Source organism: Pseudomonas putida S13.1.2, from assembly GCF_000498395.2.
GTDB lineage: Bacteria > Pseudomonadota > Gammaproteobacteria > Pseudomonadales > Pseudomonadaceae > Aquipseudomonas > Aquipseudomonas putida_Q.
Genome location: NZ_CP010979.1, coordinates 3,988,000 through 4,004,860 on the forward strand (window position 1 = coordinate 3,988,000; position 16,861 = coordinate 4,004,860).

The following is a 16,861-nucleotide window of genomic DNA, read 5'->3' on the forward strand; positions in this document are numbered from 1 at the left end:
CATGGCTGATAGCAACAAGACCGGCGAGCAGATTCGCCGCCAGGTAATGGGCGATGCATTCGTCGACCGCGCGCTGGGCAATGCCACCGACTTTACGCAGCCGCTGCAGGACTTCGTCAATGAACATGCCTGGGGCAGTGTCTGGGCCCGTGAGGGGCTGCCGTTGAAAACCCGCAGCCTGATTACCCTGGCCACGTTGACGGCACTCAAGTGCCCGCAAGAGCTCAAGGGGCACGTACGCGGGGCGTTGAATAACGGCTGTACGGTAGAAGAGATTCGCGAGGCACTGCTGCATTGTGCAGTGTATGCGGGGGTGCCGGCGGCGATTGATGCTTTCCGTGCGGCACAGGAAGTGATCGACAGTTACCAATAGGTCGCCTGCTTCGGCCCTTTCGCGGGTAAACCCGCTCCCACAGGTCCGACGCAGGTTTTAAAAGCTGCGCCGGACCTGTGGGAGCGGGTTTACCCGCGAAGAGGCCGAGCCTGCCTGACTTACTTGGCCTGGCGCGCCTTCTTCAGCTTGAAGGCCACCCACAGCACGGCAATCCATGCCGGGATCAGCATCACCGAGATGCGAATCGGCGGAGTCAGGTACATCACCACCAGAATCAGCACGATGAATGCCAGGCACAGGTAGTTGGTCAGCGGGTGCCCCAGGCTCTTGTAGAACGGGGTAATCCCGGCCGCCAGCTTGGCCTTGCGGAACTTCAGGTGGGTAATGCTGATGCTCGCCCAGTTGATCACCAGCGCCGAAACCGCCAGGGCCATCAGCAAGCCAAAGGCCTCGCCCGGCATCAGGTAGTTGATCACCACGCACAGCCCGGTCGCGAAGGCCGACACGCCCAGCGCAGTCAGCGGCACGCCGCTGCGGCTGACTTTCAGCAGCTGGCGCGGTGCGTCACCCTGGCTGGCCAGGCCAAACAGCATGCGGCTGTTGGCGTACACGCAGCTGTTGTAAACCGACAGCGCAGCCGTCAGCACCACGATATTGAGAATGGTCGCCACCAGGTCGCTGTCCAGCTCGTGGAAAATCATCACGAACGGGCTGCCGCCCTGCACCACCTTCTGCCACGGGTACAGTGACAGCAGCACTGCCAGGGCACCGATGTAGAAGATCAGGATGCGGTAAACCACCTGATTGGTGGCCTTGGGGATGCTCTGGCGCGGGTTGTCGGCCTCGGCAGCGGTGATACCCACCAGCTCCAGGCCACCGAACGAGAACATGATCACCGCCAGTGCCATCACCAGGCCGCTGACACCGTTAGGGAAGAAGCCGCCGTACTGCCACAGGTTGGCCACGCTGGCATCCGGGCCACCATGGCCACTGCTCAGCAACCAGGCGCCGAAGCCGATCATGCTGACGATGGCCACGACCTTGATCAGGGCGAACCAGAATTCCATTTCGCCGTAGACCTTCACCTGGGTCAGGTTGATCAGGTTGATCACCACGAAAAAGATCGCCGCGGTGGCCCAGGTGGGGAAGTCCGGCCACCAGTACTGCACGTAGATACCCACTGCTGTCAGCTCGGCCATGCCTACCAGCACATACACCACCCAGTAGTTCCAGCCCGACACGAAGCCTGCGAACTCGCTCCAGTACTGGTGGGCAAAGTGGCTGAAGCTACCGGCCACCGGCTCTTCCACCACCATTTCACCCAACTGGCGCATGATCAGGAAGGCCATCAGGCCAGCGATGGCATACCCCAGCAATACGGAAGGGCCGGCCAGCTGAATGGTCTGGGCGATACCCAGAAACAAACCGGTACCAATAGCACCGCCCAGTGCGATCAGCTGGATATGGCGATTCTTCAGCCCGCGCTGTAACTGCTCGGGCGTGCTCTGGTCTTGCATGAAGTGTCCTTTAGTTCAGTGAGGCTGTTTTTTGTGTTGTTTGCAGTCAAGGATCTAGATCCATCCGCCCCACTGCAAGATGAAAATGCCGATATTGGTGGTGATTGCCGCCATTAACGTGGTGATCACGATGATCGATGCAGCCAGCTCATGGTTGCCGTTGGCCGCCCGTGCCATGACGTAACTGGCTGCTGCGGTCGGGCTGCCGATGTACAGGAACAGGATGCCCAGTTCGGCACCGCGAAAGCCGCACAGCCACGCGCCGAGGGTGCCAACCAACGGTAGCCAGACCATCTTCACCAGGCTGGCGTCGATGGCCAGCCGGCCGCTGTCGCGCAAGGCCGCCAGCGACAGGGTGCCGCCAATGCACATCAACGCCAGCGGCAGGGTCATCTGCGCCAGGTAATCACCTGAAGTCAGCAGCCAGTTGGGTAGCGGCACCTGGCCGTAAGCCATGGGTGTCGCGACCAGCACGCTGATGATCAGCGGGTTGCTGAAGATGCTCTTGCAGATGCTCCACGGGTCGGACTTCAGGTCCGGGCTGTACACCGCCAGCACTACGGCCGACAGCGAGTTGTACATGAGGATGACCAACCCGGCGAGCACCGCCCCCAGGGAAATACCGTAGTCGCCGTACAAGCTGGCAGCCAGGGCCAGGCCGATGACGCCGTTGTTGCCGCGGAACGCGCCCTGGGTATAGATGCCCCGGTCCGCCAGCGGGCTGCGCCAGATGGCCATACCCCAGGCGACGGCGAAGCCAACCAGGGTGGCGGCGATGAAGTAGAGGATGACGCCGGGTTTTACCGCTGCAGCCAGGTCGGCGTGATAGATACCGAGGAACAGCAGCGCCGGCATGCAGACGTTGAACACCAACTGCGAGGCGACGCGGTTGAAATTGTCGTCGATCAGGTGAATGCGTTTGAGCAGCACGCCCATGAACAGCATGGCGAAGACAGGTGCCGTGATGTTCAGCGTCTGGATAAGAAGGGCGAGCATGCGCAAGCGATCCTGGAGAGGTTGCCGTTAGGTGGCTAATGATACGCCAACGGCCGTTAGTTGCGGGGATCAGGTGCGGTAAAGAGACGTTTCCGACTGTGCCGGCCCTATCGCCGGCAAGCCAGCTCCCACAGGTATTGCATACATACCGGAACCTGCGGGGCCCCTGTGGGAGCTGGCTTGCCGGCGATGAGGCCGGTACAGGCAAAAGGGATCAGCGCCGGACCGGGCGCTTCTGCAGCTTGCGTTGCAAGGTCCGCCGGTGCATGCCCAGCGCCCGTGCGGTGGCCGAAATGTTGCCCTCGTGCTCGTTCAACACGCGCTGGATGTGTTCCCACTGCAGGCGGTCGACCGACATCGGGTTTTCCGGCACCAGGGTATCCAGGTCGGTGTGTTCGGACAGCAACGCGGCCAGCACGTCGTCGGCGTCAGCCGGCTTGCACAGGTAATTGCAGGCACCGCGCTTGACCGCTTCCACAGCGGTGGCAATGCTCGAGTAACCGGTCAGGATCACCACGCGCATTTCCGGGTCCAGCTCCAGCAGCTTGGGCAGCAGCACAAGGCCGGAGTCACCGTCCATCTTCAGGTCCAGCGTGGCGTAGTCCGGCAGGTCCTGCTGCGCCAGGATCAAGCCTTCTTCGGCAGAACTGGCGGTGCTCACGCGGAAACCGCGACGGCTCATGGCCCGGGCCATGACCCGGGTGAAGGTGGCATCGTCATCCACCAACAGCAGGTGCGGCAGCTCTTCGCTTTCGACCTGGTTTTCTTCGCTCATCATTCATCTCCTCGCTTGCCATAGGGCAGGCGCAATTCGGTCAGGGTGCCACCCTGTTCATGACTATAGAGTTTCACCGAACCGCCCGCACGGGTCACGCTGGCCTTGCTCAAGAACAGGCCCAGGCCGAAGCCTTTGCCCTTGGTGGTAATGAAGGGTTTGCCGATGGCTTCGGCGATGGCCGGCGGTACGCCAGGGCCACGGTCGCGGATACTGATGACAATGTCCTGGGCGTCCCAGTCCAGGCGCACTTCCAGGTCATCGGGGCAGGCATCGGCAGCATTGTTCAACAGGTTCAGCAGCGCTTGGGTCAGGTCGGGTGGTGGCGTCAGGCGCGGCACTTTGCCATCGCGCAGCCGCTGGAAGCGGTAGCTCGCTTCCGGGCGCATCAGGTGCCAACGGTTCAGCGCCTCGTCCAGCCAGGCGGTCACATCCTGTTCCACGATCGCCAGCCGGCGGTTGGCTTCGGCGGCGCGCACCAGCTGCTGCAAGGTCTCTTTGCACAACTTTACCTGGTCCTGAAGAATCTGCAGGTCTTCCTGCAGCAACGGGTCGGTGTGGTCCTGGCGCATTTCATTGATCAGCACGCTCATGGTCGCCAGCGGCGTGCCCAGCTCATGGGCGGCACCGGCGGCCTGGGTGGCCACGGCCAGCAGTTGCTCGTCGCGCAGGCTTTCTTCACGCCGTTCGGAGCGCAGCTGCTCCTGGCGGCGCAGCTCTTCGGCCATGCGTGCGGCAAAGAAGGTAATCACCGCCGCAGCCAGGGCAATGCTCAGCCACATGCCGTAGACCTGCATCTTGTCCCGCGCCATGGGCAGGCCTTCAAGCGGGTAGAACTGCACCAGCAGCAGGCTGTAGGCGGTCAGGGCGATACCCGAAAGAATCAGCGAATACAGCCACGGCAAGGTCACCGCGGCAATCGCCAGCGGTACCAGGTAATACGACACGAACGGGTTGGTCGAGCCACCGGAGTAATACAGCAAGGCACTGTGGATCAGCAGGTCACAGGCCAGCTGCAGGGCGTACTCCATTTCGGTGACCGGCAGCGACAGGCGCAAGCGCAGCGCCGTGAAGGCACACAGCAGCGAGGACAACGCCAAGGTGCCGGCCAGCGACAGCCACGGCAACGGCAGCAGTTCGGTCCAGTAGGCAACGCCTACGGAGCCGGCCTGGGCAGCCAGGACCAGGACCCGAATGACGGTCAGGCGCCAAAGGTTCTGGCGGGTAGCGGACAACGGTTGTACGGCGGCGAGCATGAGCTCTCCTGATGAGTGCTCCAGAAAATCGGCTGGAGTATACCGAAGCCGGGCGCCTCGCTGCAGCGATGCGGCAAAGCGCCACACTTTGTCACAGGTTCATGATGGCACTTTTGAACCCACTACACTGTTGCCGGTCTGATGGGCCATGCGTGGAATGGATGGCCAAACCCCACGCCTTTTATTGCCAAGGAGTACCACATGCAAATCCCACGTCGCGGCGCCGCCCTGATCCTGTCCTGCGGCTTGCTCGCCAGCCTGCCGGCGCTGGCTGCCGATGAGCCACGTTACAACCAGGTATCGCTGCGCGCTGAAGTGAGCAAGGAAGTGGCGCGCGACCTGATGGTCGTGACCCTGTACAGCGAAGCGCAGAACAGCGACCCGGGCAAGCTCGCCAAGCAGATCACCGAAACCATGAACAAGGCCGTGCAGCAGTCGCGCCAGGTCAAGGACGTGAAGATCAGCCAAGGCAGCCGCAACAGCTACCCGGTGTATGACAGCAAGGGCCAGAAGATCACCGGCTGGCGCGAGCGCGCCGAGCTGCGCCTGGAAAGCGACAACTTCCCGGCCTTGTCCCAGCTTACCGCCGACTTGCTGCAAGAGCTGAAAATGGGCGGCATGGACTTCTCCATCGCCCCGGCCACGCGCAAGGCCAGCGAGGATGCACTGCTCAAGGATGCGGTGGATGCCTTCAAGGCGCGCGCGCAACTGGCCACCGAAGCGCTGGGCGGCAAGGGCTACAAAGTGGTCAGCCTGAACCTCAACAGCAGCGGTTACCCGCGCCCGTACCTGCGCAGCGCGCCGATGGCGATGAAAGCCATGGGGGCAGATGAAGCAGCGCCGGCGCCGGATATCGAGGCAGGCACCAGTGAAGTGAGCATGAATGCCGATGGCCTGATCGAAGTGCAGATGCCCTAAATAGTTCACGAATCACCTGTGGGAGCGGGCGAGCCCGCGAAGAAGCCACCGCAATGGATGGCACGGGCTTCGCCCCTGTTCGCGGCGGTTCGACGCCTCGACATGCCCGCTGCCACAGGGACCGCGCCGAATTCAGCGTTTTCGGACGATTCCTACGCACCACCAAGGTGCGCCCTACGCCTACCCCCGCCTAGAAACATCTCGCAAAATGCCATCATTTTGCCCGCGCAAACGTTTGACTTCGTCGAAAGTTATACCGATGCGACATCCATGTACGGCCGTACCACTTTTCCGGCGCCAACTATCCTTCTACCTGTTGCATTGGGAACAGCCCCTGCATAAGTATCTTCAGGTCGGCTCACGAGGCCACCTCATCCAAAAAATGACAACAATGAGGCCACCATGCTCAAACACGCAGTCATTCCGTTCCTGCTTGGCGCAGGCTTGCTCACCGGCGCACCGTCGGCCCTTGCCGCGTCCAACCTGGTGTTCTGCTCCGAAGGCAGCCCGGCCGGTTTCGACCCGGGGCAGTACACCACCGGGACCGACTTCGACGCCTCGGCAGAGACCGTGTTCAACCGCCTGACCCAGTTCGAACGGGGCGGCACTGCGGTCATCCCGGGCCTGGCGACCAAATGGGAAGTGTCCGACGACGGCAAGACCTACACCTTCCACCTGCGCGAAGGGGTCAAGTTCCATACCACCGACTACTTCAAGCCCAGCCGCCCCTTCAACGCCGACGACGTGCTGTTCACCTTCAACCGCATGCTCGACAAGGACAACCCGTTCCGCAAGGCCTACCCCACCGAGTTCCCGTACTTCACCGACATGGGCATGGACAAGAACATCGCCAAGGTGGACAAGCTCGACGAGCACACGGTGCAATTCACCCTCAACGAGGTCGACGCCGCGTTCATCCAGAACCTGGCCATGAGCTTTGCTTCCATCCAGTCCGCCGAATACGCCGACCAATTGCTCAAGAACGGCAAGGCCGCCGATATCAACCAGAAGCCGATCGGCACGGGCCCGTTCGTGTTCAGCAAGTACCAGAAGGACGCGCAGATCCGCTTCAAGGGCAACAAGGACTACTGGCAACCCGATGACATGAAGATCGACAACCTGATCTTCGCCATCACCACCGATGCCTCGGTGCGCATGCAAAAGCTGAAGAAAAACGAGTGCCAGGTCACCCTGTTCCCGCGCCCGGCCGATATCGAGCCGCTAAAGGCCGACAAGAACCTGCAAATGCCTCAGCAAGCCGGCTTCAACCTCGGCTACATCGCCTACAACGTGATGGACAAGATCAAGGGCAGCAACGAGCCCAACCCCATGGCCCAGTTGAAAGTGCGCCAGGCGCTGGACATGGCCGTGGACAAGAAGAAGATCATCGAGTCGGTCTACCAGGGTGCCGGCCAGTTGGCAGTCAATGGCATGCCGCCAACGCAATGGTCCTATGACAACAGCATCAAGGACGCCGCTTTCGACCCCGAGAAAGCCAAGCAACTGCTGAAGGAAGCCGGCATCAAGGAAGGCACCGAGATCACCCTGTGGGCCATGCCCGTGCAACGCCCGTACAACCCCAATGCCAAGCTGATGGCCGAAATGCTCCAGTCCGACTGGGCCAAGATCGGCATCAAGGCGAAGATCGTCAGCTATGAATGGGGCGAGTACATCAAACGCTCCAAGGGCGGCGAACAGGGCGCCATGCTGATTGGCTGGAGCGGCGACAATGGTGACCCGGACAACTGGCTGGGCACCCTCTACGGCTGCGATGCCGTCGACGGCAACAACTTCTCCAAGTGGTGCTACAAGCCTTATGACGACCTGATCAAGCAGGCCAAGGCCACCTCCGACCAGGCCAAGCGCACCGAGCTGTACCAAAAGGCGCAGCACATCCTCAAGGAGCAGGTGCCGATCACCCCGATCGCCCACTCCACCGTGTACCAGCCCATGAGCGCCAAGGTGAAGGACTTCAAGATCAGCCCATTCGCGCTGAACGCCTTCTACGGCGTCAGCGTGGAAAAGTAGCCTGACCGTGGCACCCGCCGAACGGTGGGTGCCCTTCCATCCTTGCCACCCTTTCCTGTCGTCCTGCGGCTATCCGCTGCGGGGTCGGCGAACTGTTGCCGCCATTCGCACCCCGAGGCGGCGCAAACAGATGAAAAAGGACTTGTCATGCGCCACACCACCCGCCTGTCCACCCTCCTGGCCCTGGGCTTGATCAGCCAGTCCCCGGCCCTGCTGGCCAACAACCTGGTGTTCTGCTCCGAAGGCAGCCCCGCCGGTTTCGACACCGCCCAGTACACCAGCGCCACCGACAACGACGCCGCCGAACCGGTCTACAACCGCCTGGTCGAGTTCGAGCGCGGCGGTACTGCCGTGCACCCTGCCCTGGCGACCCGCTGGGAGGTGTCCGACGATGGCTTGCACTACACCTTCCACCTGCGTAAAGGGGTGAAGTTCCACAGCAACAAGGCGTTCAAACCTGGCCGTGACTTCAATGCCGACGACGTGCTATTCACCTTCAACCGCATGCTCGACAAGGGCCACCCGTTCCGGCAGGCCTACCCCACCGAGTTCCCGTACTTCGTCAGCATGGGCCTGGACAAGAACATCGCCCGCGTCGAGAAAATCGACCCACTCACCGTGGCATTCACCCTGAACACGGTCGATGCCGCGTTCATCCAGAACCTGGCCATGAGCTTCGCTTCCATCCTCTCCGCCGAATACGCCGGGCAACTGATGGCGAGTTCAAGGCCGAGCGACATCAACCAGCAGCCCATCGGCACCGGGCCGTTCGTGTTCCAGCGTTACCAGAAGGATTCGCAGATCCGCTACAAGGGCAACAAGGATTACTGGGCACCGGATGAAGTGAAGATCGACAACCTGGTGTTCTCGATCAACATCGACCCCTCGGTACGCATCCAGAAGCTGCGCCGCAACGAATGCCAGGTCACCCTGCACCCACGCCCCGCCGACCTGCCGGCGCTCAAGGCCGACCGTTCGCTGCAGGTACTGCAGCAACCGGGCTTCAACCTCGGCTACATCGCCTACAACACCCAGCACCCACCCTTCGACCGGCTGGAGGTGCGCCAGGCGATGGATATGGCGGTGAACAAGAAAGCCATCCTGCAGGCGGTGTATCAGGACTCCGGCCAACTGGCGGTCAACGCCATGCCTCCGACCCAGTGGTCCTATGACGAAAGCCTCAAGGACGCACCTTACGACCCGGAAAAGGCCAAACAGTTGCTCCAGCAGGCCGGCGTCAAACCTGGCACCGAAGTCACCCTGTGGGCCATGCCGGTGCAACGCCCGTACAACCCCAACGCCAAGCTGATGGCCGAAATGCTCCAGGCCGACTGGAACAAACTTGGTTTCAAGGTGCGCATCGTCAGTTACGAATGGGGCGAGTACCTCAAGCGCATGAAAAGCGGCGAGCATGACATCGCCCTGATTGGCTGGACCGGCGACAACGGCGACCCGGACAACTGGCTGGGCACCCTCTACAGCTGCGATGCCATCGGCAGCAACAACTACTCGCTGTGGTGCGACCCGCAGTACGACAGCCTGGTCAAGCAGGCCAAGCAGGTCACCGACCAAGGCCAGCGCAGCGCCCTGTACCGGCAGGCCCAGCAGCGGCTCAAGCAGCAGGTGCCGATTACCCCGGTGGCCCATTCCACCGTGAACCAGCCGCTCAGCGTCAAGGTTTCCGGGTTCAAGGTCAGCCCGTTTGGGCGCAATGATTTCTCCGGTGTGAGTGTTGACTGACTTTTAGCCTTCAAGGGCCTCTTCGCGGGTAAACCCGCTCCCACAAGGATACCCATCAGCCGGGGCCTGCACAGGTCCCTGTGGGAGCGGGTTTACCCGCGAAAAGGCCGGTACAGGTAGCACGACTCCCCGATTCAGCCCGGCGACCCCGGGCAACTCTGGCAACACCGCAGCAAAAACCCGGCTCACAAGGCCGGCAATAACTAAAAAAATGGGAGCTTCAACCTTGAGAGTATTCACCCTGACCGCACTGGCCTTATCCATCAGTGCCTTTTCCACCGTGGCCCAGGCCGATCCGCAAAGCCAGGCCTTCATCCCGCTCACCCTCAAAGCCAGCAGCGAGCAGGCGCAAGCCAGCGGCTTCATCGACGGCCAGAGCCTGTCCGGCACCACCCGCAACTGGTACGCCCGCGAACGCGCTACACGCGCACCGCTGTGGCGCTACTACAAGGGCGACGGCACCCGCCACCCTACCCACACCCGGGAAAACTGGGTCCAGGGCAGCATCCTCAACTACAGCTCTGGCTTCACCGAAGGCACCGTGGGCTTGGCCGTCGAGGCCGCGGGCTACAACGCCATCGCCCTGCAGCAGAGCCGCGAAGCCATTGCCGGCCCCAACAACCGCACCCTCACCCACAGCGACGGCGACCCCGTTGGCCAGTGGAGCAAACTGGGCCTGGGCAACCTCAAGGCGCGCGTGTCCAACACCACCCTTACCCTCGGCCGCCAGTCGGTGGACACGCCTATGCTCGCCTACATAGGCAACCGCGCCTTGCCATCGAGCTTTCAGGGCGCGTTTCTGCACAGCGCCGAGTTCGACAACCTGAGCTTCGACCTGGGTACCTTCGACCGCGTCTCGCCACGCACCGAACAGAGCCTGAGCAAGTTCCGCAGCGAGTACGGCGCCACCGGCGTGGAAACCGACCGCGCCAGCACTGCCGGCATCAATTACCAGCCGTTCAAAAGCCTGAGCACCAGCCTGTACGCCACCCAGGTCGACGACTTCTGGAACCAGTACTACTTCGGCGCCAACCACGTGCTCGGCGACAGCGCAGTGCTCAGCCTGAGCACCGGCCTGAACTACTACAAGACCGTGGATGCCGGCAGCCAGAAAATGGGCAAGATCGACAACGACACCTACAGCCTGTCGCTCGACCTGACCCACCAGGCCCATACCCTCGGTGCCTCCTGGCAGCAGGTGAACGGCAACGAGTACTTCGACTACCTGCACGAAACCAACGGCATCTACCTGGCCAACTCGCTGCTGTCGGACTTCAACGGCCCCAACGAAAAATCGCTGAAGATCTCCTACGTACTGAACATGGCGCCCTACGGCGTGCCGGGCCTGAAGTTCAACCTGTACAACGCCCGTGGCTGGGGCATCGACGGCACCCACTATCGCGGCACTGCCTATGACGTGAATGGCCTGAACGGCGAAACCCACTACGAGTGGGGCATCGGCACCAGCTACGCGGTGCAGAGCGGGCCGCTGAAAGACACCAGCATCCGCGCCACCTATACCGCGCATCGGGCCAGCAAGGCACAGGCCGATGGCAGCCTGGATGAGTTCCGCGTGGTTACCACCATTCCATTCAACATTCTCTGACCGCTGGCGCCACGGCCCACTTCGTAGCGGGCCGTGGCGGCTACGCTGGAATCAATGCAAAAGCAGGGAGCCTTCAACCGATGCAGAGAACTTTCATGAGATCGCTACCGCTACGCCTGGCCCTGGCCGCACTGGTGCTGGGTAGCGCCACGCAACTGGCGGCCAAACCGCTGGTGGTATGCACCGAAGCCAGCCCGGAAGGGTTCGACGTTGTCCAATACACCACGGCGGTCACCTTCGATGCATCGGCCGAAACCGTGTTCAACCGCCTGGTCGACTTCAAGCCCGGCACCACCGACCTCCAGCCAGCCCTGGCCGAACGCTGGGACATCTCGGCAGACGGGCTGACCTACACCTTCCACCTGCGCCAAGGGGTGAAGTTCCACACCACCGACTACTTCGAGCCAACCCGCGACCTCAATGCCGACGATGTGCTGTGGAGCCTCAACCGCCAGCTTGACCCGAACCACCCGTGGCACGACAAGACCAGTGGTGTCGGCTACCCGTATTTTGAAAGCATGGCCTTCAGGCAACTGCTCAAATCGGTGATCAAGACCGACGACCACACCGTGGTGATCACCCTCACCCGTCGGGAAGCACCGTTCCTGCATGACATGGCCATGGGCTTCACCTCGATCTACTCCGCCGAGTACGGCGACCAGTTGCTCAAGGCCGGTAAAACCGCCCAGCTGAACAGCAAGCCGATCGGCACCGGCCCGTTCATCTTCCAGCGCTACAACAAGGATGCGCAGGTCCGCTTCAAGCCCAACCCGGACTACTTCCGCGGCAAGCCACCGGCCGACGCCCTGATATTCGCCATTGCCACCGACAGCAACGTGCGCCTGCAGAAGCTGCGCGCCAACGAATGCCAGGTCGCGCTCTACCCTAAGCCAGATGACGTGCCATCGATCAAGGCCGACCCGCAACTCAAGGTCGCCGAGATCGAAGCACTGGTCACCGGCTACATTGCCATGAACACCGAACACAAGTACCTCGGCGATGTACGGGTGCGCAAAGCCATCAATATGGCTTTCGACCGTCAGACCCACGTCGACCAGCTGTTTGGCAAAGGCAACGCGCTGGTGGGTGTGAACCCCTACCCGCCGACCATGCCTGGCTACAACACCAGCAACCAGAACCCGCCCCGCGACCTGGCAAAGGCACGCGCCTTGCTCAAGGAAGCCGGGGTACCAGAAGGCACAGTCATCACCCTGTTCACCCGCAACGGCGGTGGTCCGACCAACCCCAACCCGCGCTTGTCCGCCGAAATGCTGCAGTCGGACCTGAAGCAGATCGGCCTGAAACTGGATATCCGGGTAATGGAATGGGCCGAAATGCTGCGCCGCGCCAAGAAGGGCGAAGCCGACCTGGTGTCTACCGGTTGGGCGGGCGACAACGGTGACCCGGACAACTTCCTCACCCCGCTGCTCAGTTGCGATGCAGCCAGAACCGGCGAGAACTACGCCCGCTGGTGCAACTCGAAATTCCAGGAACTGATCACCCGTGCCCGCGAGGTGGTCGACAACGAGGAGCGTGCAAGGCTCTATAGCGAGGCATTGAAGGTGTACGATGACGACCAACCCTGGATCAGCATGGCCCATCCCAAGATGTTCACCGCCATGCGTGACAACGTGGAGGGCTACGTGATCAGCCCTCTGACCAACAATAACTTCGCCACCACCAAGGTGAAGTAGAACAACAACGACCGCCGGCAACCCACACGGGAACCGGCGGCATTGCCGTAGCGGGCTGATCGCCCCGCGGCCTGATGAGGTAACCCCGACAATGTTGAGCTTTATTGCCCGGCGCCTTGGCCTGCTGATACCGACCTTTTTCGGCATCACCCTGCTGACCTTCGCGCTCATACGCCTGATCCCCGGCGACCCGGTGGAAGTGATGATGGGCGAGCGCAGGGTCGACCCCGAAATGCACGCCCAGGCCATGGAACGCCTGGGCCTGAACAAGCCATTGCCGGTCCAGTACCTGGACTACGTCGGCAAGCTGGCCCAGGGTGACCTGGGCGAATCGCTGCGCACCCGCGAAAGCGTGTGGACCGAGTTCCTGACTCTGTTCCCGGCCACCCTCGAACTGGCCTTCGCTGCACTGGTGTTCGCCGGCATCGTCGGCCTGCTGGCCGGGGTGATCGCCGCGCTCAAGCGCGGTTCGTTGTTCGACCACGGGGTGATGGGCATTTCCCTGGCCGGCTACTCGATGCCGATTTTCTGGTGGGGCCTGATCCTGATCATGTTCTTCTCGGTGAGCCTGGGCTGGACCCCGGTGTCCGGGCGCATCGACCTGCTCTACGACATCGAGCCGAAGACCGGTTTCATGCTCATCGATACCCTGCTCAGCGACGAAGAAGGCGCGTTCAAGGACGCAGTGATGCACCTGATCCTGCCGGCCATCGTGCTCGGTACCATCCCCCTGGCCGTCATCGCCCGCATGACCCGCTCGTCGATGCTCGAAGTGCTGCGCGAGGACTACATCCGCACCGCCCGTGCCAAAGGCCTGTCGCCAGCCCGCGTGGTGTTCGTGCACGGGCTGCGCAATGCCTTGATCCCGGTGCTGACGGTGTTCGGCCTGCAGGTCGGCACGCTGCTGGCCGGTGCGGTGCTGACCGAAACCATCTTTTCCTGGCCGGGCATCGGCAAGTGGCTGATCGAAGCCATCGGTGCCCGTGACTACCCCGTGGTCCAGAACGGCATCCTGTTGATTGCCTGCCTGGTGATCCTGGTCAACTTCGTCGTGGACATCCTCTACGGCCTGGCCAACCCACGCATCCGTCATCAGCGCTGAGGCCTTCGCCATGACTAGCCCGATTGCAAAATCCGTGTCGCCGGCCAGCCCGGTGGACCAGAGCCTGCTCTACCCCTCGCCGTACAAAGAATTCTGGCAAGCCTTCGCGCGCAACAAAGGCGCGGTAATGGGCCTGGCCTTCATGTGCCTGGTGGTGTTCTGCGCACTGTTCGCGCCGTGGGTCGCCCCGCATGACCCGAGCGAGCAGTACCGCGACTTCCTGCTGACCCCGCCGGTATGGCTCGAAGGCGGCACCTGGCAGTTCATCCTCGGCACCGACGAACTGGGCCGCGACCTGCTTTCGCGCTTGATCCAGGGCGCGCGGCTGTCGCTGCTGATCGGCCTGTCGTCGGTGGTGATGTCGCTGATCCCGGGCATCCTGCTGGGCCTGCTGGCCGGCTTCTTCCCGCAAATCCTCGGCCCGTCGATCATGCGCCTGATGGACGTGATGCTAGCCCTGCCCTCCCTGCTGCTGGCCGTGGCCATCGTCGCCATCCTCGGCCCAGGCCTGATCAATACAGTGATCGCCATCGCCATCGTCTCCCTGCCCTCCTACGTGCGCCTTACACGGGCTGCGGTGATGGTGGAGCTGAACCGCGATTACGTCACCGCCGCACGCCTGGCCGGTGCCGGGCTGCCACGGCTGATGTTCGTCACCGTGCTGCCCAACTGCATGGCGCCACTGATCGTACAGGCTACCCTCAGCTTCTCCTCGGCGATCCTCGATGCTGCCGCCTTGGGCTTCCTCGGCCTGGGCGTGCAACCACCGACCCCGGAGTGGGGCACCATGCTGGCTTCGGCCCGTGACTACATCGAGCGCGCTTGGTGGGTGGTGAGCCTGCCCGGCCTGACCATTCTGCTCAGTGTGCTGGCAATCAACCTGATGGGCGACGGCCTGCGCGATGCGCTGGACCCGAAACTCAAGAACGCCGCCTGAGGAGAACGCCATGTCACTGTTGCAGATCAACAACCTGAACGTGCGCTTCGGCGACGCCAATGCGGTCCCGGTCGTCGATGGCCTGGACCTGTCGGTGGAGGCCGGCGAGATCCTGGCCATCGTCGGCGAATCCGGCTCGGGCAAGTCGGTGACCATGATGGCCTTGATGGGCCTGATCGACGCCCCCGGGCGCATCACCGCCGACGTCCTCAGCTTCGACGGCACCGACATGCTCAAGCTCAGCGGCCGGCAGCGGCGCAAGGTGGTGGGCAAGGACATCGCCATGGTCTTCCAGGACCCGATGACCGCGCTTAATCCCAGCTATACGGTGGGTTTTCAGATAGAAGAAGTGCTGCGCCAGCACCTGGGCCTGAAAGGCAAGGCCGCACGCCAGCGTGCCCTTGAGCTGTTGAAAAAGGTCGAGATCCCGGCTGCGGAAAGCCGCCTGGATGCCTACCCGCACCAGCTGTCTGGCGGCATGAGCCAGCGTGTGGCGATTGCCATGGCCATTGCCGGCGAGCCCAAGCTGCTGATCGCCGACGAACCGACCACCGCGCTGGACGTGACCATCCAGGCGCAAATCATGGAGCTGCTGGTCAACCTGCAGAAAGAGCGCAACATGGCGCTCATCCTGATCACTCACGACCTCGCCGTGGTCGCCGAAACGGCCAAGCGGGTATGCGTGATGTACGCAGGCGAAGCCGTCGAGGTGGGCCAGGTGCCGACGCTGTTCGACGTGCCCGCCCACCCTTACAGCGAAGCCTTGCTGGCGGCGATCCCCGAGCACAGCATCGGCGCCGAGCGCCTGGCCACCCTGCCCGGCATCGTCCCCGGCCGCTACGACCGCCCGGTCGGCTGCCTGTTGTCGCCGCGCTGCCCCTACGTGCAGGACAACTGCCGGCGCCAGCGCCCGCCTCTCGATCCTCAGGCCCACAGCCTGGTGCGTTGCTTCTACCCGCTGAACCAGGAGGTGGCGTGATGGCCGTCGTTCTATCTGCCCGGGACCTGACCCGGCATTACGAAGTCTCCCGCGGGCTCTTCAAGGGCCACGCCCTGGTCCGCGCACTGAATGGCGTGTCGTTCGAACTGGAAGCCGGCAAGACCCTGGCGGTGGTCGGCGAGTCCGGCTGCGGCAAGTCGACCCTGGCCCGTGCGCTCACCCTCATCGAAGAGCCGTCTTCCGGCTCGCTGCAAATTGCCGGCACCGAGGTGACAGGCGCCAGCAAGGCGCAGCGCAAGCAGCTGCGCCGCGATGTGCAGATGGTGTTCCAGAGCCCCTACGCCTCGCTCAACCCACGGCAGAAAATTGGCGACCAGCTGGCCGAGCCACTGCTGATCAACACCTCGCTGAGCAAGGCCGAGCGGCGCGAGAAAGTACAAAAAATGATGGAGCAGGTAGGCCTGCGCCCCGAGCATTACCAGCGCTACCCGCACATGTTCTCCGGTGGCCAGCGCCAGCGCATTGCCCTGGCCCGGGCGATGATGCTGCAACCCAAAGTGCTGGTGGCGGACGAGCCGACCTCGGCGCTGGACGTGTCGATCCAGGCGCAGGTGCTGAACCTGTTCATGGACCTGCAAAAGGAGTTCAACACCGCGTACGTGTTCATCTCGCACAACCTGGCGGTGGTGCGGCATGTGGCCGATCACGTGCTGGTGATGTACCTGGGGCGCCCGGTGGAAATGGGGCCTAAAGGGGATATCTACGAGAAGCCGCTGCACCCCTATACCCAGGCGCTGCTCTCGGCAACGCCAGCCATTCACCCGGACCCGCTGAAGCCGAAGATTCGCATTGTCGGCGAGCTGCCCAACCCGTTGAACCCACCCGATGGGTGTGCGTTTCACAAGCGCTGCCCGTATGCGACGGAACGCTGTGCCAAGGAGGTGCCGGCGTTGCGGCAGGTGAGTAGCCGGCAGGTGGCTTGCCACTATGCCGAGCAGTTTCTTTGACCTTTAGATAG

Annotated in this window: 14 protein-coding genes; 10 read left to right on the forward strand and 4 right to left on the reverse strand. The window is 62.6% G+C overall.

Annotated elements, in window-relative coordinates; all coding sequences use genetic code 11:
• Position 1 precedes the first annotated feature (1 nt).
• Positions 2–373, forward strand: coding sequence for a carboxymuconolactone decarboxylase family protein (locus N805_RS17670; RefSeq protein ID WP_016713161.1), 372 nt, complete (start codon positions 2–4; stop codon positions 371–373).
• A 119-nt stretch (positions 374–492) separates the two neighbouring features.
• Here the strand turns inward: N805_RS17670 and N805_RS17675 are convergent, their stop codons facing one another.
• The 4 genes from N805_RS17675 to N805_RS17690 all read right to left on the reverse strand — a co-directional run bounded on the left by N805_RS17675 (position 493) and on the right by N805_RS17690 (position 4,878).
• Positions 493–1,851, reverse strand: coding sequence for an amino acid permease (locus tag N805_RS17675; protein WP_028614167.1), 1,359 nt, complete (start codon positions 1,849–1,851; stop codon positions 493–495).
• A gap of 54 nt (positions 1,852–1,905) precedes the next feature.
• Positions 1,906–2,847 carry an AEC family transporter gene (locus tag N805_RS17680; RefSeq protein WP_019473925.1) on the reverse strand — a complete coding sequence of 314 codons (942 nt, stop codon included), beginning with the start codon at positions 2,845–2,847 and terminating at the stop codon, positions 1,906–1,908.
• Between the two features lie 214 nt (positions 2,848–3,061).
• Positions 3,062–3,622: a response regulator transcription factor gene (locus tag N805_RS17685; protein ID WP_003255244.1), complete on the reverse strand. Its 561-nt coding sequence runs from the start codon at positions 3,620–3,622 to the stop codon at positions 3,062–3,064.
• Positions 3,622–4,878 carry an ATP-binding protein gene (locus N805_RS17690; protein WP_028614166.1) on the reverse strand — a complete coding sequence of 419 codons (1,257 nt, stop codon included), beginning with the start codon at positions 4,876–4,878 and terminating at the stop codon, positions 3,622–3,624. Before N805_RS17690 ends, N805_RS17685 begins: the two co-directional genes overlap by 1 nt.
• A gap of 201 nt (positions 4,879–5,079) precedes the next feature.
• Here N805_RS17690 and N805_RS17695 point away from each other — a divergent pair, with 201 nt between their 5' ends.
• The 9 genes from N805_RS17695 to N805_RS17735 all read left to right on the forward strand — a co-directional run bounded on the left by N805_RS17695 (position 5,080) and on the right by N805_RS17735 (position 16,850).
• Positions 5,080–5,796, forward strand: a complete 717-nt coding sequence (locus N805_RS17695) for an SIMPL domain-containing protein (protein ID WP_028614165.1) — start codon at positions 5,080–5,082, stop codon at positions 5,794–5,796.
• A 402-nt stretch (positions 5,797–6,198) separates the two neighbouring features.
• Positions 6,199–7,824: an ABC transporter substrate-binding protein gene (locus N805_RS17700; RefSeq protein ID WP_028614164.1), complete on the forward strand. Its 1,626-nt coding sequence runs from the start codon at positions 6,199–6,201 to the stop codon at positions 7,822–7,824.
• 147 nt (positions 7,825–7,971) lie between these two features.
• Complete coding sequence (locus tag N805_RS17705; protein ID WP_028614163.1) at positions 7,972–9,564, forward strand: ABC transporter substrate-binding protein; 1,593 nt, start codon at positions 7,972–7,974, stop codon at positions 9,562–9,564.
• 226 nt (positions 9,565–9,790) lie between these two features.
• Positions 9,791–11,170 carry an OprD family porin gene (locus tag N805_RS17710; RefSeq protein WP_019473976.1) on the forward strand — a complete coding sequence of 460 codons (1,380 nt, stop codon included), beginning with the start codon at positions 9,791–9,793 and terminating at the stop codon, positions 11,168–11,170.
• Positions 11,171–11,265: 95 nt separating this feature from the next.
• The gene (locus N805_RS17715) at positions 11,266–12,864 is read left to right on the forward strand and encodes an ABC transporter substrate-binding protein (RefSeq protein WP_033742744.1); all 1,599 of its coding nucleotides are present in this window, start codon (positions 11,266–11,268) and stop codon (positions 12,862–12,864) included.
• 91 nt (positions 12,865–12,955) lie between these two features.
• Positions 12,956–13,966, forward strand: a complete 1,011-nt coding sequence (locus N805_RS17720; RefSeq protein WP_028614161.1) for an ABC transporter permease subunit — start codon at positions 12,956–12,958, stop codon at positions 13,964–13,966.
• A gap of 10 nt (positions 13,967–13,976) precedes the next feature.
• Positions 13,977–14,903 (forward strand): ABC transporter permease subunit, encoded by a 927-nt coding sequence (locus tag N805_RS17725; RefSeq protein WP_016501364.1) that lies wholly within the window; start codon positions 13,977–13,979, stop codon positions 14,901–14,903.
• Between the two features lie 10 nt (positions 14,904–14,913).
• A complete protein-coding gene (locus tag N805_RS17730; RefSeq protein WP_019472721.1) occupies positions 14,914–15,882 on the forward strand; it encodes an ABC transporter ATP-binding protein in 969 nt (322 codons plus the stop codon).
• The gene (locus N805_RS17735) at positions 15,882–16,850 is read left to right on the forward strand and encodes a peptide ABC transporter ATP-binding protein (protein ID WP_019472720.1); all 969 of its coding nucleotides are present in this window, start codon (positions 15,882–15,884) and stop codon (positions 16,848–16,850) included. Before N805_RS17730 ends, N805_RS17735 begins: the two co-directional genes overlap by 1 nt.
• Positions 16,851–16,861 lie beyond the last annotated feature (11 nt).